At 64.1% G+C, this 24,293-nt stretch carries 24 protein-coding genes and 1 riboswitch; of the genes, 15 read left to right on the top strand and 9 right to left on the bottom strand.

Going from position 1 to position 24,293, the window contains the following annotated elements:
• The first annotated feature begins 57 nt into the window (after window positions 1–57).
• Together PPGU16_RS14930 and thpR are read left to right on the top strand one after the other, a co-directional pair.
• Window positions 58–1,524: a glutamate synthase subunit beta gene (locus PPGU16_RS14930; RefSeq protein WP_180720716.1), complete on the top strand. Its 1,467-nt coding sequence runs from the start codon at window positions 58–60 to the stop codon at window positions 1,522–1,524.
• A gap of 878 nt (window positions 1,525–2,402) precedes the next feature.
• The gene (gene thpR, locus PPGU16_RS14925) at window positions 2,403–3,017 is read left to right on the top strand and encodes an RNA 2',3'-cyclic phosphodiesterase (protein ID WP_180720714.1); all 615 of its coding nucleotides are present in this window, start codon (window positions 2,403–2,405) and stop codon (window positions 3,015–3,017) included.
• Window positions 3,018–3,051: 34 nt separating this feature from the next.
• On the opposite strand, the gene PPGU16_RS14920 is transcribed toward thpR, so the two are convergent.
• Together PPGU16_RS14920 and PPGU16_RS14915 are read right to left on the bottom strand one after the other, a co-directional pair.
• On the bottom strand, window positions 3,052–4,320 hold the full coding sequence (locus tag PPGU16_RS14920) for a D-amino acid dehydrogenase (RefSeq protein WP_180720713.1): 1,269 nt from the start codon (window positions 4,318–4,320) through the stop codon (window positions 3,052–3,054).
• 8 nt (window positions 4,321–4,328) lie between these two features.
• Window positions 4,329–5,600: an MFS transporter gene (locus PPGU16_RS14915; protein ID WP_180720711.1), complete on the bottom strand. Its 1,272-nt coding sequence runs from the start codon at window positions 5,598–5,600 to the stop codon at window positions 4,329–4,331.
• Between the two features lie 371 nt (window positions 5,601–5,971).
• Between PPGU16_RS14915 and PPGU16_RS14910 the strand changes: the two genes are divergently transcribed.
• Window positions 5,972–6,931 carry a tyrosine-protein phosphatase gene (locus tag PPGU16_RS14910; protein WP_238270293.1) on the top strand — a complete coding sequence of 320 codons (960 nt, stop codon included), beginning with the start codon at window positions 5,972–5,974 and terminating at the stop codon, window positions 6,929–6,931.
• A 209-nt stretch (window positions 6,932–7,140) separates the two neighbouring features.
• On the opposite strand, the gene PPGU16_RS14905 is transcribed toward PPGU16_RS14910, so the two are convergent.
• Both PPGU16_RS14905 and PPGU16_RS14900 read right to left on the bottom strand, forming a co-directional pair.
• The gene (locus tag PPGU16_RS14905; RefSeq protein WP_180722638.1) at window positions 7,141–8,454 is read right to left on the bottom strand and encodes an ATP-binding protein; all 1,314 of its coding nucleotides are present in this window, start codon (window positions 8,452–8,454) and stop codon (window positions 7,141–7,143) included.
• Between the two features lie 16 nt (window positions 8,455–8,470).
• Window positions 8,471–9,208 (bottom strand): response regulator, encoded by a 738-nt coding sequence (locus tag PPGU16_RS14900; RefSeq protein ID WP_007739205.1) that lies wholly within the window; start codon window positions 9,206–9,208, stop codon window positions 8,471–8,473.
• Window positions 9,209–9,616: 408 nt separating this feature from the next.
• On the opposite strand from PPGU16_RS14900, the gene PPGU16_RS14895 reads away from it, so the two are divergent.
• The 4 genes from PPGU16_RS14895 to PPGU16_RS14880 are packed head-to-tail and all read left to right on the top strand — an operon-like array spanning window position 9,617 to window position 11,531.
• Entirely contained in the window at window positions 9,617–9,808 is a 192-nt protein-coding gene (locus tag PPGU16_RS14895) for a hypothetical protein (protein ID WP_180720708.1), read from the top strand.
• Between the two features lie 16 nt (window positions 9,809–9,824).
• On the top strand, window positions 9,825–10,034 hold the full coding sequence (locus PPGU16_RS14890) for a DUF6726 family protein (protein ID WP_180719566.1): 210 nt from the start codon (window positions 9,825–9,827) through the stop codon (window positions 10,032–10,034).
• A gap of 30 nt (window positions 10,035–10,064) precedes the next feature.
• Window positions 10,065–10,790, top strand: a complete 726-nt coding sequence (locus PPGU16_RS14885; protein ID WP_180720706.1) for a hypothetical protein — start codon at window positions 10,065–10,067, stop codon at window positions 10,788–10,790.
• Between the two features lie 54 nt (window positions 10,791–10,844).
• Window positions 10,845–11,531: a flagellar basal body L-ring protein FlgH gene (locus PPGU16_RS14880; protein WP_180720704.1), complete on the top strand. Its 687-nt coding sequence runs from the start codon at window positions 10,845–10,847 to the stop codon at window positions 11,529–11,531.
• A gap of 100 nt (window positions 11,532–11,631) precedes the next feature.
• Here the strand turns inward: PPGU16_RS14880 and PPGU16_RS14875 are convergent, their stop codons facing one another.
• The 5 genes from PPGU16_RS14875 to PPGU16_RS14855 all read right to left on the bottom strand — a co-directional run bounded on the left by PPGU16_RS14875 (window position 11,632) and on the right by PPGU16_RS14855 (window position 17,040).
• Window positions 11,632–12,378 (bottom strand): response regulator, encoded by a 747-nt coding sequence (locus tag PPGU16_RS14875; protein ID WP_180720702.1) that lies wholly within the window; start codon window positions 12,376–12,378, stop codon window positions 11,632–11,634.
• Window positions 12,379–13,195: 817 nt separating this feature from the next.
• Complete coding sequence (locus PPGU16_RS14870; protein ID WP_224032756.1) at window positions 13,196–13,723, bottom strand: hypothetical protein; 528 nt, start codon at window positions 13,721–13,723, stop codon at window positions 13,196–13,198.
• A gap of 110 nt (window positions 13,724–13,833) precedes the next feature.
• Window positions 13,834–14,340, bottom strand: coding sequence for a hypothetical protein (locus PPGU16_RS14865; RefSeq protein WP_180720697.1), 507 nt, complete (start codon window positions 14,338–14,340; stop codon window positions 13,834–13,836).
• Window positions 14,341–14,536: 196 nt separating this feature from the next.
• The gene (locus PPGU16_RS14860) at window positions 14,537–15,310 is read right to left on the bottom strand and encodes an SDR family NAD(P)-dependent oxidoreductase (RefSeq protein ID WP_180720695.1); all 774 of its coding nucleotides are present in this window, start codon (window positions 15,308–15,310) and stop codon (window positions 14,537–14,539) included.
• The gene (locus tag PPGU16_RS14855; protein ID WP_180720694.1) at window positions 15,307–17,040 is read right to left on the bottom strand and encodes an ABC transporter ATP-binding protein/permease; all 1,734 of its coding nucleotides are present in this window, start codon (window positions 17,038–17,040) and stop codon (window positions 15,307–15,309) included. Before PPGU16_RS14855 ends, PPGU16_RS14860 begins: the two co-directional genes overlap by 4 nt.
• 317 nt (window positions 17,041–17,357) lie before the next feature.
• Window positions 17,358–17,468, top strand: a riboswitch (TPP riboswitch).
• A 231-nt stretch (window positions 17,469–17,699) separates the two neighbouring features.
• Here PPGU16_RS14855 and PPGU16_RS14850 point away from each other — a divergent pair.
• The 8 genes from PPGU16_RS14850 to PPGU16_RS14815 all read left to right on the top strand — a co-directional run bounded on the left by PPGU16_RS14850 (window position 17,700) and on the right by PPGU16_RS14815 (window position 24,276).
• On the top strand, window positions 17,700–18,839 hold the full coding sequence (locus tag PPGU16_RS14850; RefSeq protein ID WP_180720692.1) for an FAD-dependent oxidoreductase: 1,140 nt from the start codon (window positions 17,700–17,702) through the stop codon (window positions 18,837–18,839).
• 10 nt (window positions 18,840–18,849) lie between these two features.
• Entirely contained in the window at window positions 18,850–19,047 is a 198-nt protein-coding gene (gene thiS, locus PPGU16_RS14845) for a sulfur carrier protein ThiS (RefSeq protein ID WP_009771314.1), read from the top strand.
• A 41-nt stretch (window positions 19,048–19,088) separates the two neighbouring features.
• Complete coding sequence (locus tag PPGU16_RS14840; protein ID WP_035988932.1) at window positions 19,089–19,913, top strand: thiazole synthase; 825 nt, start codon at window positions 19,089–19,091, stop codon at window positions 19,911–19,913.
• Complete coding sequence (gene thiE / locus PPGU16_RS14835) at window positions 19,910–21,031, top strand: thiamine phosphate synthase (protein ID WP_180720689.1); 1,122 nt, start codon at window positions 19,910–19,912, stop codon at window positions 21,029–21,031. The genes PPGU16_RS14840 and thiE overlap by 4 nt, the downstream gene beginning before the upstream one ends.
• Window positions 21,032–21,117: 86 nt before the next feature.
• Window positions 21,118–21,939, top strand: coding sequence for an ABC transporter ATP-binding protein (locus PPGU16_RS14830; RefSeq protein ID WP_180720687.1), 822 nt, complete (start codon window positions 21,118–21,120; stop codon window positions 21,937–21,939).
• The gene (mlaE, locus tag PPGU16_RS14825; protein ID WP_180720685.1) at window positions 21,936–22,703 is read left to right on the top strand and encodes a lipid asymmetry maintenance ABC transporter permease subunit MlaE; all 768 of its coding nucleotides are present in this window, start codon (window positions 21,936–21,938) and stop codon (window positions 22,701–22,703) included. The genes PPGU16_RS14830 and mlaE overlap by 4 nt, the downstream gene beginning before the upstream one ends.
• Before the next feature lie 77 nt (window positions 22,704–22,780).
• Window positions 22,781–23,332: an outer membrane lipid asymmetry maintenance protein MlaD gene (gene mlaD / locus PPGU16_RS14820; protein ID WP_180720683.1), complete on the top strand. Its 552-nt coding sequence runs from the start codon at window positions 22,781–22,783 to the stop codon at window positions 23,330–23,332.
• Between the two features lie 11 nt (window positions 23,333–23,343).
• The gene (locus PPGU16_RS14815) at window positions 23,344–24,276 is read left to right on the top strand and encodes an MlaA family lipoprotein (RefSeq protein WP_180720681.1); all 933 of its coding nucleotides are present in this window, start codon (window positions 23,344–23,346) and stop codon (window positions 24,274–24,276) included.
• Window positions 24,277–24,293: the final 17 nt, after the last annotated feature.

The following is a 24,293-nucleotide window of genomic DNA, read 5'->3' as shown; positions in this document are numbered from 1 at the left end:
AAACGCATGCGGCGGGTGCCGATCCCCTCACCGATTCAGATAGAAATAGAGAACCACATGGGCAAGGCAACCGGTTTTCTCGAGTTCGAGCGTCGCCACGAGGCGTACGAAGCACCCCTCACGCGTGTGAAGCACTACAAGGAATTCGTCGCGGCATTGACCGACGACGAAGCCAAGATTCAGGGCGCGCGTTGCATGGACTGTGGCATCCCGTTCTGCAATAACGGCTGCCCGGTGAACAACATCATTCCGGACTTCAACGACCTGGTGTTCCGTCAGGACTGGAAGAACGCGATCGACGTCCTGCATTCGACGAACAACTTCCCCGAGTTCACGGGCCGCATCTGCCCGGCGCCGTGCGAAGCGGCGTGCACGCTCGGCATCAACGACGACCCGGTCGGCATCAAGTCGATCGAGCACGCGATCATCGACAAGGCATGGGCCGAAGGCTGGGTTGCGCCGCAACCGCCGAAGCACAAGACGGGCAAGAAGGTTGCCGTCGTCGGTTCGGGTCCCGCGGGCATGGCGGCCGCGCAGCAACTCGCGCGCGCCGGTCATGACGTGACGGTGTTCGAGAAGAACGACCGCGTCGGTGGCCTGCTGCGTTATGGCATCCCCGACTTCAAGCTGGAGAAGTGGCTGATCGACCGCCGCATGCGCCAGATGGAAGCGGAAGGCGTGACGTTCCGCGCGAATGTGTTCGTCGGCAAGGATCCGCTTCCGGCGCACATTGGCAACACCGCGAAGGAAACCATCACGCCGGAAGAACTGAAGGATCAGTTCGATGCGGTGATTCTGACGGGCGGTTCCGAGACGCCGCGTGATCTGCCGGTGCCGGGCCGTGAGCTTTCGGGCATCCATTACGCGATGGAATTCCTGCCGCAGCAGAACAAGGTCAACGCGGGCGACAAGGTTGCTGATCAACTGCTCGCGAAGGGCAAGCATGTTGTCGTGATCGGTGGTGGCGATACGGGTTCGGATTGTGTCGGCACGTCGAACCGTCATGGCGCGAAGGGGGTCACGCAGTTTGAACTGCTGCCGCAGCCGCCGGAAGAAGAGAATAAGCCGCTGGTGTGGCCGTACTGGCCGGTCAAGCTGCGCACGTCGTCGTCGCATGAGGAAGGCTGTGAGCGCGATTGGGCGGTTGCGACGAAGCGCTTCGAAGGCAAGAACGGCAAGGTCGAGAAACTGATCGCGGCGCGTGTCGAATGGAAGGACGGCAAGATGGTCGAAGTGCCGGGTTCCGAGTTCGAAATGAAGGCCGATCTCGTGTTGCTGGCGATGGGCTTTACGCAGCCGGTTTCGCCGGTGCTCGAGGCCTTCGGCGTCGATAAGGATGCGCGTGGGAATGTGCGTGCTTCTACCGAAGGGGATAAGGCTTATTACACGTCGGTGGAGAAGGTGTTCACCGCGGGTGATATGCGGCGTGGGCAGTCGCTGGTTGTGTGGGCGATTCGTGAAGGGCGGCAGTGCGCGCGGTCAGTGGATGCGTATTTGATGGGGCATTCTGAATTGCCGAGGTAAGGGGTTTTTGTTTGTCTGCGACGCTGGGGTGGGGGCGGTTTTTTGCCTTTGCTCTGGCGTTTGTTTTTTGGTTTTTGGTTTTTGGTTTTTGCAGGCGGTGGCGGGCGGTCTGGTTTGCATGTGTTATCGCTGGCATCCGCGTTATGCATTTGGTTTGCTAGCGTTGCCCCTGTGCGGGGCGGCACCTACTTTTCTTTGCCGCCGCAAAGAAAAGTAGGCAAAAGAAAGCGGCTCACACCGCCAGTTCTTGTGTTTGCCTGAGGGCCCCCAAAGGCTCTTACACTTCACACGGCAACGCGCCAGTCCGCGCCCGTTGCCAACGTTCTCCCTGTACGCCTCACCCGCTTCTTGCGCCCGCGTCGCAGCACGCGGAGCCAGACATCCCTCTGCCGCCCAGGTGGCAAACGGTGTGTAGGCATTCGCGCCTCACACGCATCACTCCGGACTGGGTAGCAAGGCCGGTGTTTCTGATAAAAGCGCTGACCTGTGCGGCGCGACAACCTACACACCGTTTGCCACCTGGGCGGCATGGACAATTCGCTGTCGCCAGCTCTTGTGTGGCTGTTTGAAGTGGATGAGGCTTCTATTCAAAGCGTTGGCAACGCACGCGAGCAGCGGCGTTGCCGTGTGAAGCGTGGGGACGTTGGGGGCCCGTGGATAAGAACAAGGATTGGCGGTGTGAGCCGCTTTCTTTTGCCTACTTTTCTTTGCGGCGGCAAAGAAAAGTAGGTGCCGCCCCGCACAGGGGCAACGCGTGAAGCACGCTAACAAAGCGCGGATGCCAGCGAAAAAGCCAAAGACACAATGCGGATGCCCGCGCAAACCCCACCGAACAGGCATAAAGTATCAAAAAGCGGGAACGCGCCAGGAGACCTCCGATGCAACGCACCGATCCGCAGCCAGATCAAAAAGAAAGCGCAGGGTCCGCCTCAGACCCGAACAACGAACTGACCGATCAGCACGACTACCAGCGCTGCTTCATAGCTCTCGTCCCCGACACCGCGACTCGCGACGCACTCTCCGCCATCGACGTCCCGACGACTGCGCGCCGCGTTCCCTACGAACAACTGCATCTAACGGTAACGTTCATCGGCATACTGCCGCAAGAGAAAAGCACACCGCTGATCGAAGCACTCACGCAAGAAACGGTGCCGCTCAAGCTCACACCGATAACAAAAATCGAACACTGGCCGCGCGCCTCACACCCACGCCTGACCGTCGCGACACTCGCACTGTCCGATGAATTCATTGCTCTGGACTGGCGCGTGCGCTCGTCGATGATCGCGCTCGGTTTGCCCGTCGACGCCCGCACGTTCCGTCCGCACGTGACGCTCGCGCGCTACCGGCAAGACGCGGCGCCAGTCGGTCCCGCAACGGACTTGCAAAACGAACTGATCGCGCGCTTCGACTCGTTGACGCTCTATTCGAGCACGCTGGCTCGTACAGGCGCGCGATATCGATCACTGGCCAGCGTGCCCGTCGTCTACGCATGACGCGCAAGCAGGCCAAACCGAAACCAAACCCAAATCACGACCCGCGATACCGCGCCAGCGTCAACCCATCCAGATCGATCTCCGGCTTGCGCTGCGTGATCAGATCAGCCACCACGCGCCCCGATCCCAGCGACATCGCCCACCCCGTCGAGCCATGCCCGAGATTGATCCACAGCCTGTCGATCCCGGACGGCCCGAGCAACGGCGCGCCATCGGGTGTCATCGGACGGCGTCCGACCCAGAACTGCGCGGAAGAGGGCGCCGTCGCATGCGGGAACCAGTCGTCGAGCACTTTCATCAGCGTCTGTAGCGCCTGCTCGCGCAAGGTCGTCTGCCGGTTGCCAAGCTCGGCCGTGCCCGCGACGCGCAGATTCGGCCCAAAGCGCGTGATCGCTGTTTTCAGCGACTCGTCCATCAACGCGGCGCGCGGCGACTTTTCATCGTCGACGATCTGCAGTGTCGCCGAGTAACCCTTCACGGGATACAGCGGCACTTTTACGCCAAGCGGCGCAAGCAGATCCGCGCTATCGACGCCCGCCGCTACCACGACGGCATTCGCCACCAGCGTCTCGCTGCCCGCCGCGCTCTCGACATGCACGCCGTGCGCCGTGCCGCCACGCACGTCGAGCGCCGTCACGCGCGTGTCGAAGCGAAAGCGTACGCCGTTCGCCTCGCAGATCGCACGCAATTCCCGCGTGAAGCGCGCGCAATCGCCTGCTTCGTCGTCGGGTAGATAGAGACCGCTCAACGGCGCCTGACGCGCCCAGCGCAGTCCCGGTTCGATCACCGCGCATTCGGCCGCGCTCACTTCGCGATGCCGGATGCCCGCGTCACGCAGCACGGCAAGCGCGGGCTGCGCGAGTTCGACGTCGAACGCCGTGCGAAAGAGTTGCAGATAGCCCTGGCTGCGTCCGTATTCGAACGGATGATGCCCGCGAAACTCGCGCAGGCATTCGCGGCTGTAGTACGCGATGCGCTGCATCCGCTGCTTGTTGACGCGAAAGCGCGCGAGATCGCATTCGCGCAGCCAGCGCGCGATCCAGCGCCATTGCGCGAGATCGAAGGTCGGCCGGAAGATCAGCGGCGACGCGGGCTTGAACAGGTACTTCAGGATCTTGAACGGCATGCCGGGCGCGGCCCACGGCGTGACGTAGCCGGGCGCGATCACGCCCGCGTTGCCGAAGCTGGTCGCGAGCGCCACGTCGGACTCGCGCTCGATCACGGTGACGTCGCAGCCGCGCTCGCGCAGGTAGAAAGCAGTGGCGACGCCGATGATGCCGCCGCCGAGAACGATGGTTTGCATGGGTGGTATTACACGTGTTCCGCCGATTCCGCGCTCTCGGCGGCAAGCGACTTGCCCTTCGTTTCGGGCAGCGCCAGCGCCGCCACGACGACGAGCAGATAGCCCGAACCCGCGACGATGCCGATCGCCTTCACGAGCGTCATCGTCTGCGACAGCGTGCCCACCAGAATCGGAAAGAACGAGCCGATGCCGCGCCCGAGGTTATAGCAGAAACCCTGTCCAGAGCCGCGAATCGCATTCGGATACAGCTCTGATAGATACGCGCCGACACCCGCGAATATTCCCTGCACGACGATGCCGAGCGGAAAACCGAGCAGCAGCATCGCGCTATCGGTGATGGGCAGCATCGTATAGATCATGCCCAGCAGGAACGAGCCGACCGCGAACAGGATGAACGACGCGCGCCGTCCGATCCGGTCCGAGAGAATCGCGCCGACGATATACCCGATGAACGAACCGACGATCAGCACCACCAGATAGCCACTCGTGTTGAACACGGACAGATGGCGCACGGTCTTCAGGTAAGTGGGCAGCCAGGTCGTGATCGCGTAGTAGCCGCCCAGCATGCCGCTGCACAGCGCGCTGCCGAGGATCGTCGTTTTCAGGTGCGCGGCGGAGAAAATCTGCAGGAAATGGGAGCTGTCGAAGCCGCTGTCACGCGCGCGCCGCGTCGCGATATAGATGTCGGGATCGCTGACGTTGCGGCGGATATAGATGATCCACAGCGCCGGCACGATGCCGATCCAGAAGCACGCGCGCCACGCATACTCTTCGGGCAGCAGCGCAAAGAACGCCCAGTAGAGAATCGCCGCCGCGCCCCAGCCGAACGACCAGCTGCTCTGCACGGTGCCAACAGCTTTCGCGCGGTGCTGCGGCGAGCGGATCGTCTCCGCCATCATGATCGTCACCACCGACCACTCGCCGCCGAAGCCGATGCCTTGCAGTGTGCGGGTCGTCAGCAGTTGCCAGAAGTTGTGCGTGAAGCCCGACAGGCAGGTGAACAGGGCGAAGGTCGCGATCGTCCATTGCAAGACGCGGATGCGGCCGTAGCGGTCGGCGAGTACGCCCGCCATCCAGCCGCCTATCGCCGACGAGATCAGCGAACTCGTCGCGATCATGCCCGCTTCGCTCTTCGACATGCCCCACGTCGCGATCAGCGTCGGGATCAGGAACGAGTAAATCATGAAGTCGAACGCGTCGACGGCATAGCCGCCGAAGCCTGCGTAGAGCGTGCGCCTTTCGCGCGTCGACAGCTCGGTAAACCACTGAAATGACGCCATCCCCTCTCCTGTGATCCCGTGTACGTGGGTTGCTGTTGTGATTCTGTGTTCGTCCGGCGTGCCGCAGGTGGCTTGTATTCTACGGTCCGCCTCGATCAGGGCCAATGCGCGGCCAAAAAAGCGCTGGGCTATTTCAACCCGCGTCTCACATGTCAGGAACACCGCGCGAGACGCCCACATTGCGATTCCTTACTGATTGCTACTGTGTAACCATCGAGCTGTTTTCGTCCATTACACTGCACGTCGACGCCGTAAGTGATCGACCCATGCGGTTGATGACACTGTCGATCGGTTCGTCAAACCTGCACGTCACCCGCGTGCGTCTTTCGCATTTGCGCGCGGCACCCGCGCCGCACCTTGTAGACACAACGATGACCTCCTCTGCGAAAGCGGACATTTCGCTCGCCGCTGCGCATGATCTCTACGCCTTGCCGATTGCGCTGGCGCCATCGCACGCGCGGGCGCAGCTCGCGTCGCGCCGCCGCTTCCTGAAGAGCACGGCGGGTGCGCTGCTGCTCTCCGGCATGGGCAGCACGCTGCTGACGGCGTGCGGCGGCAACAACGCGGGCTCGGATCAGGCGCCGACGCCGCGTCTCGCGTCGCTGGAAAACTTTCGTGATGTGGGTGGGACGGCAGCCGGCTATCCGACGGTCGACGGCCGCGTCGTGCGGCGCAACGCGTTCTATCGCTCGAATGCGCTGACGCAAAACGCCGCCGATGCCGCGGTACTCGATTCGCTCGGCATCACGGCAGTCTACGATCTGCGCACGCCCGGCGAGATCGAGCGCGCATCCGACGTACTGCCCGCCAACGCGGCCTACATGAAGATCAACGTCACAGGACGCGAGGACGTCATCACACCCATGCTGGATAGCGAGGGGAGCGCGGTGTCGTCGATGGAACGCGCACAGCGGCTCTACGTGACGGATGCCGTGCAGCGCGCGGCATTCGGCTCCCTGCTTTCGCAGCTTGCCGACACGGCCGGCCCGCAGCTGATTCATTCGAGCGCGGGCAAGGATCGCGCGGGCTGGGCCGCAGCGCTGTTGCTGAGCATCGCCAACGTGCCGTTCGACATCATCATGCAGGACTATCTGCTGTCGAACACGTATATGGCAAATGCGATTTCGGCGCGCGTCGAGGCGCGCCGCCAGCAAAGCGGCGATCTGGCCGCGAATGCGGAAAGGCCGCTCGCGAGCGTGCAGAGCAGCTATTTGCAGGCATCGTTCGATCAGGTGCAATCCAGCTACGGCACGATGTCGGGCTATCTCACGCGCGGCCTCGGCCTCACGCAATCGACGGTCGATACCTTGCGCGACCGTTTTCTTCTCTGACTTTTCCGGCGCACAAAGAAAAAACGGCCCGTCCCAGGTGGCAGCGGGACGGACCGAACAGGGAGGCGCCGAGGACGCCGGATTGCACTATAGGTCCGCAGGGCAGTGAAATGGCGTAACCGTAAGGCAAGGTAAGCGCAAACGGCGCGTGCGTAACGTGAGTAACGTATCCAGCGTGCGTTAGCCGCTATTCACGGGCTGGCGTCGCCTCACGCTTCCGGCACGGCGACAGGCAGCGCGACGCGCACATGCAGCCCGCCTTCCGGGTGATTCTCCACCGTGCACTTGCCGCCGCGATGATGCGCAAGGCGCACGACGATCGCGAGGCCGAGCCCGCAATGTCCTTCGCCCCCGCGCGCCGCATCGAGCCGCACGAACGGCTTCATTGCCGCCGCGATGCGGTCTTCGGGAATGCCAGGCCCGTGATCGCGGACATCGATGATCCATTGTTCCCCGTCGTGTGACGTCGCGATTTCGACGGGCGGCGCGCCGTGCTCGAACGCGTTGTCGACGAGATTGGTAACGAGCCGGTCCAGCAGCGTGCGCGGCAGCGTGAAGTGCGAACCGGCCTGCAGATCGAGCCTGAAAAGCGGCGCTTCGCCGTCGTCGGCTTCGTCGGCTCCATCAACTTCATCGCCTTCAATGCCGTCCGTGGAAGAAAACTGCTCGCGCAGGAAAGCGTCCACTTCCGTCATCGGTCCCGACTCCGCCGACTGTCCCGCGAACTCCAGGAATTGCTGCACGATGTTCGTCAGCGAATCGACGTCGCGGATCAGGCCCGCGCGTTCGTTCTCGTCGGCGAGCACGCTGGCGCGCAACTTCAAACGCGTGAGCGGTGCTTTGAGATCGTGCGCGACGCCTGCGAGCATCACGGCCTGATCGTCGCCGGCTTCGTTCAGGCGTCGCATCATGTCGTTGAACGAGCCGATCAGATCGCGCAGTTCGCGCGGACCCTGTTCGGAGACGGGCTCGGGCCGGCTGCCCGCGCCGAACGCGCGCGCCGCATGCGCGACGCGTGTCAGCGGCCGCTGCATCTGCCAGACGGCGAGCAGCGACAGCAGCAGCGCGGCGAGCAGCATCGAGACGGATTCGATCACGAAGCGGGGACGCGGCGGCACATCGACGGGTATCACGACCCACATCGACTTGCGCGGAAAGCGCACCCATAGACGCGGCATATGCGTGTCGTCGACGGCGATCTCGGTGCCGGCGGGCAGGCTCGCACGCAAATGGCGTGTGAGCTCGACGAAGGGCCTGCGCGTGGGCGGCTCGAGATGGACGGTGGCGGGCATGTTCCATGTCGGCACGAGATGCACGCGCAGCGCGGGCGCGACGTCGGCGCCGTTGACGGGCTCGCCGTTCGCGGCCTGCAGCGCGAGCAGAATGCCGCGTGCGTAACCGTCCACTTCGTGATGCGGCGGCTGCATCACGACCAGCACGAACCAGCCAGCCTGAATCGCAAACAGCACCGCTGACGACAGCAACGCCATCCTGCCGAACAGCGTATTCAGCGGATTCCTGATGCGGGTCACGCGAGAATCACGCGGGATCGGCGGCGAAGGGCGCGCCATTCGGGTCCGCGTCGGGGACGAACACGTAGCCCTTGCCGCGCACCGTCTGCACGTAGCACGGATTCGACGGATCGTTTTCGATCACGCGGCGCAAACGCCAGATCGGCACATCGAGACTGCGGTCGCGGAACGGCAGGTCGTCGCGATGCACGAGATCGTGAATCAGCACGCGCGACAGCACCTTGTACGGATTGTTGACGAAGATCTTCAACAGCGCGAATTCGCTGTCGCGCAGCGTGACGCGCGTCTCGTCGCGTGACAGCGTGCGCGTTGCGAAGTCGAGTTCGAACGGACCGAAGCGATAACGCTTGCGCGCTTCCGGCGCGCTCGTCGTCGCCGGGCCGCGCCGCCGCAGCACCGTCTGGATGCGCGCGAGCAGTTCGCGTGGATCGAATGGCTTCGTCAGATAGTCGTCGGCGCCGAGCGACAGCCCGATGATGCGATCGGCCACCGTGCCGCGCGCCGTTACGAAGATCACGGGAATGTCGTCGCCGGCGGCACGCAATGCGGTGAGCGCGCGCAGGCCGTCGGTGTTCGGCATCATGATGTCGAGCACGACGACGGAAGGCCGCTCCCGTTCGAGACGGCGTTGCAGATGCGTGCCGTCATGCAGCACGGATGCATCGTAGCCATTCGATTGCAGGAAGCGGCAAAGCAGATCGCGCACGACGGGATCGTCGTCGACGATGAGGACCTGTGGATTCATACCGAAATTCTAGTCCGGCAGGGCTTGTCGGCGGTTGAAGCTTTCCTTACCAACACTTACTCAAACTCTCGCGCAGCGTGCGCGCGGGGCACCCCTTCTGAAGCCTTCCTTGCCAGGCGGGGCGTCGCGGTCCGTCGCGCGCGTTGCAGTCCGCAATATTTCTCTCGCGCGCGCATTCCGGATGTTGAGCGAAAACCTCTGCATTTTGCGGCATTGGAAAGATTTCGCGTGCATTCGCAAGCGGTCGTAAGCACCTCAGAAATACGTGCGTTGCTTGAGCCATCGTGACAACGAGGCAGACGGGATCATTCGTCATGCCACACGCCGCCGTGTGCGCCGACTCCGCGATGCCTGTCGCAAACGGGCGCACGGCGATTCCGAAGACTCTCGCACTTCATGAGGTTTGCCATGACTGTTCAGAACAACCACTTCACGACGCAACTGCAGAACATTGCTCGACCATCCGCCGCTGAAAAGCCCGCCGCGCGCGGCACGTCCACGACGGCCGCCGCGACGGCAACGGGCGACAAGGCGAGCACCGCGCAAACGTCCGGCTCGCCTGTCGGCATGGTCGGCAATCACGTCAACACGACGGCCTGACGTGCCGGAGTTCGCCGTGCCGAAATCACGCTTTTACCTGCGCGCAAGACGCGCTGCTACGCGTCTCGCGATGTGGTCGGCCGTGGGCGCGGCGGTGTTGCCGCTCGACGGCTGCGCCGTCGCGGCGCTGCCGTGCCGGCTGACCTCGGCGACGCTGAAGATTCTGCCCGTCGTCGGCCATGTGGCCGCGACGCCGTTCGACGCCTGTGCGGCAGCCATCGACTGAGCTGCTGCCATCAGTTACGCGAGGCGAGCCATGCAACTCACTTCGATTGGGCGCGCGCTGACCGCATGCGCCGTGGCCTTGTCCTGCGCGCTGATACCGTTGGCGGCGAGCGCGCAGAACATGTTGTCGCCGCAACAGGCGGCCACGTTGCGCATGTCGGCGGTCGGCGCGAAAAAGCGCACCGCCGACAAGCCGTTCGCGTTTCGCGGCATTCCGCTCGGCATCACGCTCGACGAATTTCGCGCCGTCTCGCGGGTGCGTGCGACGCCGCTCGGCAGCGTGCCTGTCTGCGAGACGGACAACGTCGCGGGTTCGCTCGGCATGCGGCTGAAGACGTCGCAGAGCCTGACGATCGCGTGCCAATGGGCGCATCGCGCGGCGGACGGCTGGGAAGTGTCGCGCGCCGTCGTGGACGGCGCGCCTGCCGACGAGCATGTGCTGCGCTTTGTGCGCGTCGATGGGCAGAGCGGCTTCCGGCTGTATGAGATTTCATTCGTGATCGACGAGATCACGGCCGACGATCTGCGCGACGCGTTCGAAGACCGCTATGGCGCGCCGCGCACCGCGACGCAGGTCAGCTCGCCGACGGCGGGCGCGCTGCCCGTCTATATCTGGGAAAACGACGTGAGTTCGATCACGTTGTGCCTGTTGCCCGCGACGCACAACGCGACGCTCATCTATCTGCTGAAGGACCCGGACGCGTATATGAAGTCGGTCGTGCGGCAGTGGCAGGCGAGCAGTCCCGACGCGGGTTGACGAGAGATTTCGATTGGCTTCATTGCTTCATCACACGCAGGGGCACGACACACCATGAACGTCATGTACATGCCACGCGCCGTCGCCGTGCTGACGAGCGCCGCCGCTTTCTACGCGCTCGCCGGCTGCGGCGCCACGAAAGATTCGATCGTCGACACGCCGATGCTGCCGCCGCTGTCGACCGCGCCGCTCAACGTGAACACGCAGGGCGCGATCTTTCAGGCGGGCACGGGGATTCTGCTGTACGAGACGCCGCGCGCGCAGCATATCGGCGACGTGCTGACGATCCGTCTGTCGGAGTCATACACCGGCTCGAACAGCACGAACGCGCAGGCGAGCCGCGCGAGCGACATCACAGCCGAAGCCGCCGACAAATCGACGGGCACGGCGGCGCGTCTTGCGCGGCTGTTCAACATCGGCTCGGCGAGCACGACGTTCAAGGGGCAGGGATCGATCGCCGATACGAGCGGCATGACGGGCACGCTCGCCGTCACGGTGATCGGCACGATGCCGACGGGCAACCTGGTGGTATCGGGCGAGAAGCTGATTTCGATGGGCGGCAACCGTGACCGGCTGCGGCTGTCGGGCATCGTGAACCCGAAGGATATCGAGTCGGGGAACTACGTCGCGTCGAGCAAGGTGGCGAACGCACGCATCGAACAGGCGGGCCAAGGCATGCTCGCCGATTCGACGACGCTCGGCTGGCTGCAGCGGATGTTCATGAGCGTGTTGACGTTCTGATGCTTTGCGCGGGCCGCGCGGCAGGCGCGGTGGTTCTTGCGCTCGCGCGCAAGCTGTCGGCGCTTGCCGATCCGTTCATGAAACGCGGCGTTGCAGCGTGTCAGAGATTCGCGACGGGCGCGTCATAACGTTCCGCTGCGCCGATCTCGCCGTCCGGCACGAATACATAGCCTTTGCCCCACACGGTCTGCACGTAGCGCGGCTCGGACGGATCGACTTCGATCAGCCGGCGCAGGCGCCAGATCGACACATCGAGGCTGCGATTGCGGTGCGTATCGGTGCCGCCGTGCAGCTTTTCGAGCAGCTGCGCGCGCGTGAGCACGGTCATCGCGTGCGACACGAACACTTTGAGCATCGCGAATTCACTGGAGCGCAGGGCGATGCGTTCGCCGTCGCGGCGCAGTTCGCGCGCGGGGAAATTCACTTCGAAGCGACCGAAGCGATACGGCGCGCGATTTTCGGGCGCGCTAGGCGCTGCGCTTTCGCGTCGGCGCAGCACGCTGCGGATGCGTGCGACGAGTTCGCTCGGATCGAATGGTTTGCCGAGGTAGTCGTCTGCGCCCAGTTCGAGACCGATCACGCGATCGATCACATCCGCGCGCGCGGTCAGCAGGATCACGGGGATGTTGTCGCCGGCGAGGCGCAGCGCGCGCAATGCGCTGATACCGTCCAGCTCGGGCATCATGATGTCGAGCACGACGAGCGCGGGCCGTTCGTTCTGGAGCGCCTGTTGTAGCGCCATACCGTTTTCGAGCACGGAGACCGTGAAGCCCCGGCCTTGCAGATAGTCGCGCACGATGTCGCGGACGACGGGGTCGTCGTCGACGACCATAATGGATGAGTTCATCCTGGCGATAGTAGTTGGGGTGCGCTTCGCGCGGAAGCTGGGGGTGCTTTCGAAATCTTTCCTCCGTAAGAGGTTTTTTTCGTCTGCGACGCTGGGTGGTGGTTTGGGCTTTTTTTGCTGGCATCCGCGTTATGCATTTGGTTTGCTAGCGTTGCCCCTGTGCGGGGCGGCACCTACTTTTCTTTGCCGCCGCAAAGAAAAGTAGGCAAAAGAAAGCGGCTCACACCGCCAGCCCGTGTATTTGCCTGAGGGCCCTCAACTGGTCTTATGCTCCACACGGCAACGTCTCTGTTGGCGCTCGTTGCCAACGCTCCGAACAGATGCCTCACCCGCTTCAGACACCCTCACAAGAGCCAGCGGCAGCGAACGGTTTGTGCCGCCCAGGTGGCAAACTGTGTGTAGGGTGTCGCACCGCACAGGTTAGTGCTCTTATCAGAAACACCAGCCGTGCTACCCAGTCCGGAGTGATGCGGTCATGGCGCGAATGCCTACACACAGTTTGCCACCTGGGCGGCTGAGGACTGTCTGGCACGGCGTGCTGAGACGCGGGGCACGAAGTGGGTGAGGCGTACAGGGAGAGCGTTGGCAACGAGCGCGAACGGGGGCGTTGCCGTTTGAAGTGTAAGAACCTATGGGGGCCCTCAGGCAAACACACGTGCTGGCGGTGTGAGCCGCTTTCTTTTGCCTACTTTTCTTTGCGGCGGCAAAGAAAAGTAGGTGCCGCCCCGCACAGGGGCAACGCTTGAAGCACCAGTAACAAAACGCGGATGCCAGCGAAAAGGCAAACCCCACCGACCGGCAAAGCCCCTGCAGAGCACTACTTCCCGATTGCTGAAGTCTGAATAGTCTCAACCTGCAAATCAGCGATCTGATTCACGACCATCTTATCGATCAACCCATCCAGCTTCACCGAAGCACTCGAGTATCGATCGACCCCAAGCCCACCCGTCTGATACCGCGCGGTCACGAGAATCCGCCCATGCTGAATCAGCGTGAGATCGATCATTGAAAGATACTGCGTAGGCTCATCGCTGAACGAGCGGCGCCCATAGTCGACAGACGCGTTATACACGAGCCGTGCCTCGCACCCGGCCGGCGAAGTCCCCGGGTTATACACGTCAGATCGAATCCCGCGCTTATCGAGCGCAAGCTGCAAAGCAGGCACGAAGTCGCCAACCGAAACCAGCTGGTTCACCTCGATGCACACCGTGCTGATCTTCGCGCGCCGCCCGCTGATAAAAGTCGGCGACGAATAGTTCGACGCGATCGCGTAGCCTGCCTGAATCACAGAACCCGTCGCATCGGCGGCCGTAATCAGCGTCCACGCGCAACCACCCAGCGACATCAAACACAGCGCCGCGAGCACGAACCGCAAGACATGCGCGAATGAAGAAGCGATCACGATGCGCTCGCGAGCAGGCTGGTTGAGATGACGTCAGGTCGGGTCAAGAGCGCTCAGCGCGCAATGCGCAGACGCAGTTCGTTCTGACCTTGCACGCTCGCCGTGACGCTCACGCGGCGGTCGGCCGTCTTCACGATGAAGTGCTGGCGCGTCGGCGTGTTGATGTCGTGCACGACGTTCGGGAAGCACGCGGCGATGTCCGCGCCGATTTCCTCGAGCGGATCGTTGACGAAGCCGTCAGCTTCCCAGTGCGCGCGCCAGCGGCAATCGTACGCATGCGAGTTGGCACGGCAGTCTTCGATCGGGTCGACACCCGGCAACGTCGCAGCAGGCTCGTCGCGCAGTTTCTTGAAGTCGGCGGACGACACGATGTGCGACAGCGCCGGGCAGACGTCGGCGGGTTCGGCCTGTTTCACGGGCGTGGTCTGCGCGGCGTTCGCGGCCGTCGCGAACAGCAACACGGCCGTGGCCGTCAGCGCGGCGTCGCGGCCGGACTGCGCGATACCAGCAGACAGGCGGGACAAACGGGAAAGCGAAAGGAGGCGGCGGTCGAATGACATGGCAGGTATTTCCAGTGACGTTGAGTTTGCGTCGCGGGCTGCGCCAGGGGAGCGTTTGGCCCACGATGCAATCGTCGCTGGAAATGCCCGCGCGCAAAGCACGGAACAGCGCATGCGCTTCGGAAGTGCTTTCGAACTGTTCGAGAGTCTTTCAGGATGTTGCGCTGACTGGAAGCGCGTAAGACTCGCGCGTCGCTTAGCCGAGCGTCAGCCCGCCGTCGACGTGGATCACCTGACCCGTGACGTGGCGCGCGGAGTCGGAAAGCAGAAAGGCGATCAGCGCGGCGATGTCGTCGGGTTCGGCGACCTGCCCGAGCGGTGTCGCCTCCGCAGCACGCGTCCACGCGGGCGCATTCTCCGCGCTCGGTCCGCGATCCTTGCGCGTGTAACCCGGCGCGACGCAATTCACCGTGACGCCGTGCGGCGCCAGTTCGGCCGCTGCCGTTTTTGCCAGCGATTCGAGCGCGGCCTTCGCGGCAGCCGTACCCGCAAACGCCGAGTCCGCACGATAGCGATGCGCGACGAACGAACTCACGGCCACGACGCGACCGCGTTTCGAGGTTTCGAGCGCAGCCGCCGCCCGTTTGACGAGCGCGCCGAACGCAGCAGGCATCGCCGCGAACGACTCCGCGAGCGCATCGAAATCGAGCGTGCCGATGGTTTGACGCTGCGCGTGTCCCGCGTTGGCGACGATCTGGTCGAGCGCGCCAAAACGCGCGAGCGTCTGATGGACAGCGTGTTCGGACGCGCCGCGTTCGGCGAGATCGGCAAGCACCGTTGCGCATGTCGCGCCGTTCGCCGCGCAGGTCGCCGCGACCTGATCGAGCCGCACGCGAGACGCTTCGTCCGCGCCGCGCGCATGCAACATCAGCGCGACACGCGGCGCCGCAATGCGCCGGGCGAGCGCGGCGCCGATGCCGGAACCTGCGCCCGTCACCAGCACGACGCGCTCGAACGGCGCGTCGCTCACGCCGCCACGCGCTCGACGGCGCGTTCGATGAACAGCGTCTGGTCGTGGAACGCTTCGAGCGTCTTGCGATGCGCGACGCTGACGATCGCCGCGTTCGGCAGACGCTCGATCAGTGCGTTGTAGATGATGCTTTCGTTCTCGGGATCGAGCGCGCTCGTCGCTTCGTCGAGGAACAGGAAGTCGGGCTGTTGCAGCAACGCGCGCGCTGCTGCGAGACGCTGCTGCTCGCCAGGCGACAGCGAGCGTTCCCAGTGCGTCGATTCGCCCAGGCGATCCGCGAGTTCCGGCAAGCGGCACACGGTGAGCACCTCGCGGCATGCTTCGTCCGAATACGCGGAAGCCTCCGACGGATAGCAGAGCGCCGCCTTCAGTGTGCCGATGGGCAGATAGCTGCGTTGCGGGATGAACAGCAGTTTCGCGTCGGCGGGTTTTTCGATCGTGCCTTCGCCGAACGGCCACAGGCCCGCGAGCGTGCGCATCAGCGTGCTCTTGCCCGCGCCCGACGGACCGCGCACCAGCCAGCGCGACTTCGGCGCGATATGGAACGATCCGACGTTCGCCATCGGCTCGCCGTCAGGACGCTGCAGATGAAGATTCGTCACGTCTATCGAATCGGTATCCGTGACGTGCACGTTGATGCCGCCGTGCGCAGTGCCTTCGACAACCGACTCATGCAGATGCTGCGAGCGCATCACGCGATGGAATTCCCGCAGACGGTTGACGGTGGCGCGCCATTCGGCGAGCGAATCGTAATTGTTGATGAACCAGGAGAACGAATCGCTGACCGTGCCGAACGCGCCCGTCACCTGCTGGTACATGCCGAACGAGATGCTCTTCGAAAAGTACTTCGGCGCAGCCGCGATGTACGGGAAGACGATGGCCAGTTGTGAATAACTGATGACGACGATGTTGAAGCGCCGCGTGAAGCGCATGATGAGGCGCCAGTTTTCCCGGATGTGCGAGAACACGCCCTTGAGCTGCTGCTCTTCCGAGCGCTCGCCCTGATACAGCGCGATCTGGTCGGCGTTTTCGCGGATGCGGATCAGCGAGAAACGGAAGTCGGCTTCCACACGCTGCTGCTGGTAGTTGATCGACACCAGCGGATGGTTGACCTTGTGCGTGACCCACGAGCCGACTGCCGCGTAGATCAGCGCCGCCCACACCATGTAACCCGGAATCGAAAACTCCGTGCCGAACATGTGGAACGCGAACGCGCCCGACAGGTTCCACAGGATCACGATGAACGAGAACAGCGTGACCGTGGTCGACAGCAGGCCGAGCGACAGATTCAGCGACGCGCTGGCCAACCCTTGCAGGTCGGCGGAAACCCGCTGGTCGGGGTTGTCGGCGAGACTGTCGCGCTCGATCCGGTAATACGCGCGGTCGCCCAGCCAGTCGTTCAGATAGCGATTGGTGAGCCACTGCCGCCAGCGGAATTCGAGCATCTGCCGGAAGTAGGTCCGGTACGAGCCGAGCAGGATCAGCGCGAGCGCAATGACCGTGAACTGCAGCAGCGAATATTTGAAGACGGGGTAGTTGTACTGCTGGATCGCGTCGAAGAACGTGCGCTGCCAGGTGTTGAACCAGACGTTGGCCGCGACCATCGTCATGTTCATCGCGATGACGAGCGCGAGCAGGCCCCGCGCTTTCCATCGATCCTCGGACACCCAGTAGGGCTTGATGAGGCCCCACGCGGTGATGTCCGCCGGATTTTTCGAATTGTCGATCATAAGCATCCTTTCATACGGTCGGCCGGGCGGCGGCGAGGTGCATTGCGCAGCGGCATGGCGCCGCTGTCGCGTCCCGTCGTGTTGGTGGCCCGGCTGCGATTGTTCCGGCACCGACTTAATCTGAACTTAAGCGGACGTTTCACCGTGCCCCGGCGCGGCTGCCCAAACCCGACAAAGGCCTTGCAGTGGCGCAGCATTCCGTCCGCATTGACGCGTGCCATTGTGCCAGAGCAATAGCGAACCTCGCCAAAATCAGCCGCCGCCGATTGAGGTCTGCCCGGGTTTGCGGCGCGCGCGGCTTTTATGGTCTAATGGTCCGGACGAAACAGGGGTGCTTCGTGCGCTGGCAGTCGCTGCAGCGAGGCTGAGAGAGACCCTTCGCACCCGATCCGGGTAATACCGGCGCGGGAAGTTTTCGGGAAGTATTTCCTGGAAGTTCTCCTTCCGCCGGGCGGCGTTCCCGTTGCATTGTGAACGCCCTTGCCCGGCCGGCTTCGCCCGCCGGTTTCGTCCTTGGGTACGTGCGCACTTTTGCCGTACGGAAAGGATTCGATGACCGCTCATTCTTCAATTTCTGGCTTCATGGCTGCGGGTTTCGCCCGTCGTTCCGTCGTGGGCGCGCGGTTTGCGGCGCTCCGGGTTTGCTTCGGAGCCACACGATGAGGACTTCTGCTCAACCGGATTTCGCCGTGATCGGCGGCGGGCTGTGCGGACGCCTCGTCGCGTGGCAACTCGCGGGCGAAGGGCATCGCGTGGCGCTTTATGAGCGCGGCGACGCGGCTGGCTCGCAGGCGGCGGCGTGGGTCGCCGCCGCGATGCTGGCGCCGCTCGCGGAGGCCGCCAGCGCCGAGCTGCTGATTACGCGGCTGGGCGCGGCGTCGCTGGAAACCTGGCCGACCTTGCTCGCGCAATTGCCCGAGCCGGTGTTTTTCCAGCGCAACGGCTCGCTGATCGTCTGGCATCACGGCGATCGCGCCGAGGCGCCGCTGTTCGAGCGACGGCTGCGCGCCAATGCGCCCGCCGAACTGCTCGACGGCGGACTCGTCGCGCTGTCAGGCGCGCAGGTCGGCGCGGCCGAGCCCGCGCTCGCGGGCCGCTTCTCGCAAGGCTGGCTGCTGCCGCACGAAGGCCAGCTCGATAACCGGCAGGTGCTGTCGGCGCTGGCTGCGGGGCTGGCGCAACGCGGCGTCGAGACGCACTGGAACACGTCCGTCGACGACGGCGCGCTGCCGCCCGCGAGGATCACGATCGATTGCCGCGGGCTGGGCGCGAAGCCCGTCATGCCGACGTTGCGCGGCATCCGCGGCGAAGTCGCACGCGTGCACGCGCCCGGCATCGATCTGACGCGTCCGGTGCGGTTATTGCATCCGCGCTATCCGCTCTATATCGCGCCGAAGCAGGACGATCTTTACGTGATCGGCGCGACGGAAGTGGAAGGCGAGGACATGTCGCCCGTCAGCGTGCGCTCGGCACTCGAATTGTTGAGCGCGGCGTTTTCGGTGCATCCCGGTTTCGGCGAGGCGCGCATTCTCGAGCTGAACTCGCAATGCCGGCCGACTTTGCCCGACCATCGTCCCGTGCTGCTATGGGACGGCGCAAGCACGCTGCGCGTGAACGGGTTGTACCGGCATGGCTACATGATCGTGCCCGAAGTCGCGGGCGAAGCGGTGCGGCTCGCGTCGGCGCTGCTCGATGGTCGCGTCGCCGATTCCGACGGTTTTGCCGACTGGCAACGCAACGCGCGCTGGAGCGAGCTGTTCCGGCTGGATCGCGAGCCCGCTGTCACTCTCAATGTTTGAACTCATGGACATGGACATTCAGATCAATCAGAAGCCGCTGTCGCTGCCCGAAGGCGCGACCGTCGCCGACGCGCTCAGCGCGTACGGCGCGCGGCCGCCGTTCGCCGTGGCGCTGAACGGCAATTTCGTCGCGCGTGGGCAGCATGCAGCGCGCGCATTGCAGGCGGGCGACAAGCTCGACGTCGTGCATCCCGTCGCGGGCGGCTGAGGCCGGACCACGCGACGCAAGCCACTGACAAGGAATCACACATGAACTCACACGCGAACGCCCCCGCCGACGCGCTCACGCTTTACGGCGAAACCTTCCAGAGCCGCGTGCTGCTGGGCACCTCGCGCTATCCGTCGCTGCAGTCGCTGTCGGATTCGATCGCGGCGTCGAAGCCGGGCATGGTGACGGTCGCGCTGCGCCGGCAGATGAGCGAAGGCGGCGCGGAAGCCGGCTTCTTCGATCTGCTCAAGCGCCACGGCGTGCCGCTCCTGCCGAACACGGCCGGCTGCCAGACGGTGAGCGAGGCGGTGACGACGGCGCACATGGCGCGCGAAGTCTTCGACACCGACTGGATCAAGCTCGAACTGATCGGTGACGATTACACGCTGCAGCCCGACCCGGTCGGCCTGATTGAAGCTGCTGCGCAATTGGTGAAGGACGGCTTCAAGGTGCTGCCGTATTGCACGGAAGATCTCGTGATCGGCCGGCGTCTGCTCGATGCGGGCTGCGAGGCGCTGATGCCGTGGGGCGCGCCCATCGGCACGGGCAAGGGCGTCGTGAATCCGTATGGCTTGCGCGTGCTGCGCGAGCGTTTGCCCGATGTGCCGCTGATCGTCGACGCGGGCCTCGGCGTGCCGTCGCATGCGTGTCAGGTGATGGAGTGGGGCTTCGACGGCGTGCTGCTGAACACGGCTGTCTCGCAGGCCACGCACCCGGAGACGATGGCGCGCGCCTTTGCCATGGGCGTCGAAGCGGGCCGCGAGGCTTATCTGGCCGGCCCGATGGCCGAACGTGAAACTGCCCATGCGAGCACGCCCGTCGTCGGCATGCCGTTCTGGCATCAGGATGGGAGCGCTGCGGCATGACGGAGACTCTGAAACTCGCGGGCCGCGATCTGTTCTGGCCGCCCGCCGATGAACTCACGGAAGCGGCGGAACGCATCCGCGCGCGCCTGGGCGACTGGCCGCCGACGCACGTCAACTGGCGCATCTGCCTGACGGCGCCCGACGACGTGAATGGCGGCGACCTGATCGTCTTCACCGACCTGAAGCAAAGCAGCGAGCAGCACCTCGAGCAGATCGCGCGCTGGATGACGCAGGGCGCCGGGGTGATCGAGGCGGCGGCGGGCCGCGCGGTGTTGCATCTGGGCGGCGTGCGCTATCAGCTGGAAGGCCATCTGGCCGAAGACTGGATTGCCGCGCTCGCCGCGTTTCTCGATTGCGGCTTCGATCCGCACGACGCGCTGGTGCTCGCGCTCGCATGGCGCGACGGCGACGAAACGAAATCCGACGATGCCTGGCCTTGTGACATTTCGCGCTTCCCGCGCGTCGCCGGTTTGCCGGACGCGCCTGCGCAAGCTTTTGCCGCCTGTCCGGACGCACTCGGCATCTACGCGGTGTTGCCGACAGCGGAATGGGTCGAGCGCGTAGCAAGCTTCGGCGTGAAGACCTTGCAACTGCGTCGCAAGACGGCGGAACCGGACGAACTGAAGCGGGAAATTGCACGCTCGATCGCGGCGGGCCGTGAGCACGACGCGTGCGTTTTCATTAACGACCACTGGCAAGCCGCCATCGACGCAGGTGCCTATGGCGTGCACCTCGGCCAGGAAGACGTACATACAGCGGATCTGCACGCCTTGTCGCAGGCAGGCGTGCGCCTCGGCCTGTCGACGCACGGTTACTACGAAATGCTGACCGCGCTGCACTTCCGTCCGAGCTACATCGCGCTTGGCGCCGTGTTCCCGACCACGACGAAAGTGATGCCGACCGCGCCGCAAGGTCTGGCAAGGCTCGCGCGCTACGTGAAACTGCTGGAAGGCGTCGTGCCGCTGGTCGCGATCGGTGGGATTAGTGGCGATGTGCTGCCGCAGGTACTCGCGACAGGCGTGAAGAGCGCCGCCGTCGTCCGCGCGATCACGGAAGCTGCCGATCCCGCATCGGCCGCCCAGGCGCTGCAAAAAGCGTTTTTGCAACAAAAAGTTTAGAAAAGTTAAATCGTTAGCGTCGTCAAGGCAGGGTTTGCACGAAGGCCCTATAATTCGGCCTTCCGTGTAAAAGGACTGTCAGCTACGTGCCTTCCTCTTCCGAGACCCTCCTTGAGCTGCGCGACGTCGACTTCGGCTACGGCGACCGGCTCGTCCTGTCCAACCTGAATCTGCGCTTCAAACGCGGCCAGGTGGTCGCGGTCATGGGCGGCTCGGGATGCGGCAAGACGACCGTGCTGCGGCTGATCGGCGGCCTCGTGCGCGCGCAGCGCGGCCAGGTGCTGTTCCACGGGCAGGACATCGGCGCGCAGACGCGTGAAGGCCTGTACGAGCTGCGTCGCAAGATGGGCATGCTGTTCCAGTTCGGCGCGCTGTTCACCGACATGTCGGTGTTCGAAAACGTCGCCTTCGCCCTGCGCGAGCACACCGATCTTCCCGAAGAACTGATCCGCGACCTCGTGTTGATGAAGCTCAACGCGGTCGGTCTGCGCGGCGCGCGCGATCTCGCGCCGTCGGAGATTTCGGGCGGCATGGCGCGTCGTGTCGCGCTGGCCCGCGCCATCGCGCTCGATCCCGAACTGATGATGTACGACGAGCCGTTCGCCGGCCTCGACCCCATTTCGCTCGGTATCACGGCTAACCTGATCCGCGCGCTGAACACGGCGCTCGGCGCGACGTCGATCCTCGTCACACACGACGTGCCCGAATCGTTCGCCATCGCCGACTACGTCTACTTCCTCGCCAACGGCGGTGTCCTCGCCGAAGGCACGCCCGCCGAGCTGCGTGCGTCGACGGATCCGACCGTGCGTCAGTTCATCGACGGCACGCCTGATGGCCCGTTCAAATTTCACTATCCGAGCAGCACGCCGCTTGCGGCGGATTTCGGCATTGGCGGAGGCCGCGCATGATCAGCTTCATCGGCCGTTCCGTCATTTGCGGGCTCGGACAGACGGGTTATGCGGCGCGCATGTTCGTGCGCCTCGTGCTGGAATTTTTCCCGCTGCTGCGCCGTCCGCGTCTTGTCACGAAGCAGATCCACTTCGTCGGTAACTATTCGCTGGTGATCATCGCGGTGTCGGGGCTGTTCGTTGGCTTCGTGCTTGGCTTGCAGGGTTACTACACGCTCAATCGCTACGGCTCCGAACAGGCGCTCGGCTTGCTGGTTGCGCTGTCGCTCGTGCGCGAACTCGGGCCCGTCGTGACGGCGCTACTGTTCGCCGGGCGCGCGGGCACGTCGCTCACGGCCGAAATCGGCCTGATGAAGGCGGGCGAGCAACTGACGGCAATGGAAATGATGGCCGTCGATCCTCTGAAAGTGGTCGTCGCGCCGCGCATGTGGGCGGGCATCATTTCGATGCCGATTCTCGCGGCGATTTTCAGCGCGGTGGGTGTGCTCGGCGGCTATGTCGTGGGCGTGCTGATGATCGGCGTCGACGCGGGCGCGTTCTGGTCGCAGATGCAGGGCGGCGTCGATGCGTATCGCGACGTCGGCAACGGCGTGATCAAGAGCGTCGTGTTCGGCTTCGCGGTGACGTTCATCGCGCTCTACCAGGGCTACGAAGCGAAGCCCACGCCGGAAGGCGTGTCGCGCGCGACCACGAAGACGGTCGTCTACGCGTCGCTGGCCGTGCTCGGTCTCGATTTCCTGCTGACCGCGCTGATGTTCAGCTAGGCGGTGACGAGCCAACCTCGCGCGGTGCGCCGCGCAGGGCTCGCGCCGCAGCGGCATAGATTCTCTTTGGGATGACGATGAAAAAAACTGCTCTCGATTTCTGGGTAGGTCTGTTCGTGGTGCTCGGCTTCATCGCGTTGCTGTTCCTCGCGCTGAAGGCCGGCAACATGAGCTCGCTGTCGTTTCAGGCGACGTACCCGGTCAAGCTGAAATTCGACAATATCGGCGGCCTCAAGGTGCGCGCGCCCGTGAAGAGCGCGGGCGTGACGGTGGGCCGCGTCGAATCGATCGGCTTCGACAGCAATTCGTATCAGGCCGTCGTGACGCTCGATCTCGACAAGCAATATCAGTTTCCGAAAGACACGTCCGCGAAGATTCTGACGTCGGGCCTGTTGGGTGAGCAGTACATCGGTCTTGAGCCGGGTGGCGACAGCGAAATGCTGAAAGCCGGCGACACGATCACGATGACCCAATCGGCTATCGTCCTGGAAAATCTGATCGGACAGTTCCTGTATAGCAAGGCAGCGGATTCGGGCGCTGCCAAACCCGGTGCATCTGCTGCGCCTGCGCCGGCAGAGCCGGCTCCTGCAGCTTCGGCTGCCGCTGCTTCGGGTGCATCCGGCCAATAAGGAGAATAACAATGAACTCGACACGCTTACGTGTCGCGGGGATCACGCTGGCGGTGGCAGCGCTGGCGGGTTGCGCAACTGTTCAGAATCCGACGAAGGAAGATCCGATCGAGGGCTTCAACCGTACGGTCTTCACGTTCAACGACACGCTCGACAAGTACGCGTTGAAGCCGGTCGCGAAGGGCTACGTGTTCGTCACGCCGCAACCGGTGCGTGACAGCGTCACGAACTTCTTCTCGAACATCGGCGACGTTTACATCGCGGCGAACAATCTGCTGCAGTTGAAGATCGCCGACGGTGTATCGGACATCATGCGTATCGTGATCAACACGATCTTCGGTGTGGGCGGCCTGTTCGACGTTGCGACGCTCGCCAAGCTGCCGAAGCACGACAACGACCTCGGTCTGACGCTCGGTCACTATGGCGTGCCGCCCGGTCCGTATCTGGTGCTGCCGCTGTTCGGGCCGAGCACGGTGCGCGACGGCGTGGGCATGGCGGGCAACTACTTCATCAATCCGCTCACGTACGTGAAGCCGGACAGCGTGAGCTGGGCGCTCTACGGTCTGAACGTGGTCAACACGCGCGCGAACCTGCTGAACGCAAGCGACGTGCTGGAAGGCGCGGCGCTCGACAAATACTCCTTCGTGCGTAACGCGTATCTTCAGCGTCGCCGCTATCTGTTGACCGGCGGCAATGCATCGACGGGGCTGCCGGACTACGGCAGCGAAGCGCCGCTGCCGAAATACGAAGACGTCGACGGCGGCGCGGCGACACCGCCTGCGCCCACGCCGGCTTCGGCGCCGGAGGCGGCTTCGGGCGCGTCGACGAACGATGCGGCAGGTGCCGCACAGCCCGCCTCGGGCACCGATGCACCGCCGACTGTCCCCGGTGGCCAGATCGTGCCGCCGGCGCACTTCGGCTATCCGTCGCTGAAGCTGCGCTGAGGCATAACAAATGCGGG

It is taken from the genome of Paraburkholderia largidicola (assembly GCF_013426895.1).
Taxonomy (GTDB): Bacteria; Pseudomonadota; Gammaproteobacteria; order Burkholderiales; family Burkholderiaceae; genus Paraburkholderia; species Paraburkholderia largidicola.
Note: the sequence above shows the minus strand (reverse complement) of the source record. Positions and strands in the feature narration are given on the sequence as shown.

Coding starts and splice junctions, on each gene's coding strand:
- PPGU16_RS14870 (WP_224032756.1), bottom strand. CDS start 13,723: ATGTCGCTGGGTGGTTGCGCGTGGACGCTGATTACGGCCGCCGATGCG.
- PPGU16_RS14875 (WP_180720702.1), bottom strand. CDS start 12,378: ATGAACTCATCCATTATGGTCGTCGACGACGACCCCGTCGTCCGCGAC.
- PPGU16_RS14895 (WP_180720708.1), top strand. CDS start 9,617: ATGACTGTTCAGAACAACCACTTCACGACGCAACTGCAGAACATTGCT.
- mlaE (WP_180720685.1), top strand. CDS start 21,936: ATGATCAGCTTCATCGGCCGTTCCGTCATTTGCGGGCTCGGACAGACG.
- thiS (WP_009771314.1), top strand. CDS start 18,850: ATGGACATTCAGATCAATCAGAAGCCGCTGTCGCTGCCCGAAGGCGCG.
- PPGU16_RS14815 (WP_180720681.1), top strand. CDS start 23,344: ATGAACTCGACACGCTTACGTGTCGCGGGGATCACGCTGGCGGTGGCA.
- PPGU16_RS14900 (WP_007739205.1), bottom strand. CDS start 9,208: ATGAATCCACAGGTCCTCATCGTCGACGACGATCCCGTCGTGCGCGAT.
- thpR (WP_180720714.1), top strand. CDS start 2,403: ATGCAACGCACCGATCCGCAGCCAGATCAAAAAGAAAGCGCAGGGTCC.
- PPGU16_RS14915 (WP_180720711.1), bottom strand. CDS start 5,600: ATGGCGTCATTTCAGTGGTTTACCGAGCTGTCGACGCGCGAAAGGCGC.
- PPGU16_RS14840 (WP_035988932.1), top strand. CDS start 19,089: ATGAACTCACACGCGAACGCCCCCGCCGACGCGCTCACGCTTTACGGC.
- PPGU16_RS14865 (WP_180720697.1), bottom strand. CDS start 14,340: ATGTCATTCGACCGCCGCCTCCTTTCGCTTTCCCGTTTGTCCCGCCTG.
- mlaD (WP_180720683.1), top strand. CDS start 22,781: ATGAAAAAAACTGCTCTCGATTTCTGGGTAGGTCTGTTCGTGGTGCTC.
- PPGU16_RS14855 (WP_180720694.1), bottom strand. CDS start 17,040: ATGATCGACAATTCGAAAAATCCGGCGGACATCACCGCGTGGGGCCTC.
- thiE (WP_180720689.1), top strand. CDS start 19,910: ATGACGGAGACTCTGAAACTCGCGGGCCGCGATCTGTTCTGGCCGCCC.
- PPGU16_RS14920 (WP_180720713.1), bottom strand. CDS start 4,320: ATGCAAACCATCGTTCTCGGCGGCGGCATCATCGGCGTCGCCACTGCT.
- PPGU16_RS14885 (WP_180720706.1), top strand. CDS start 10,065: ATGCAACTCACTTCGATTGGGCGCGCGCTGACCGCATGCGCCGTGGCC.
- PPGU16_RS14850 (WP_180720692.1), top strand. CDS start 17,700: ATGAGGACTTCTGCTCAACCGGATTTCGCCGTGATCGGCGGCGGGCTG.
- PPGU16_RS14880 (WP_180720704.1), top strand. CDS start 10,845: ATGAACGTCATGTACATGCCACGCGCCGTCGCCGTGCTGACGAGCGCC.
- PPGU16_RS14910 (WP_238270293.1), top strand. CDS start 5,972: ATGACCTCCTCTGCGAAAGCGGACATTTCGCTCGCCGCTGCGCATGAT.
- PPGU16_RS14930 (WP_180720716.1), top strand. CDS start 58: ATGGGCAAGGCAACCGGTTTTCTCGAGTTCGAGCGTCGCCACGAGGCG.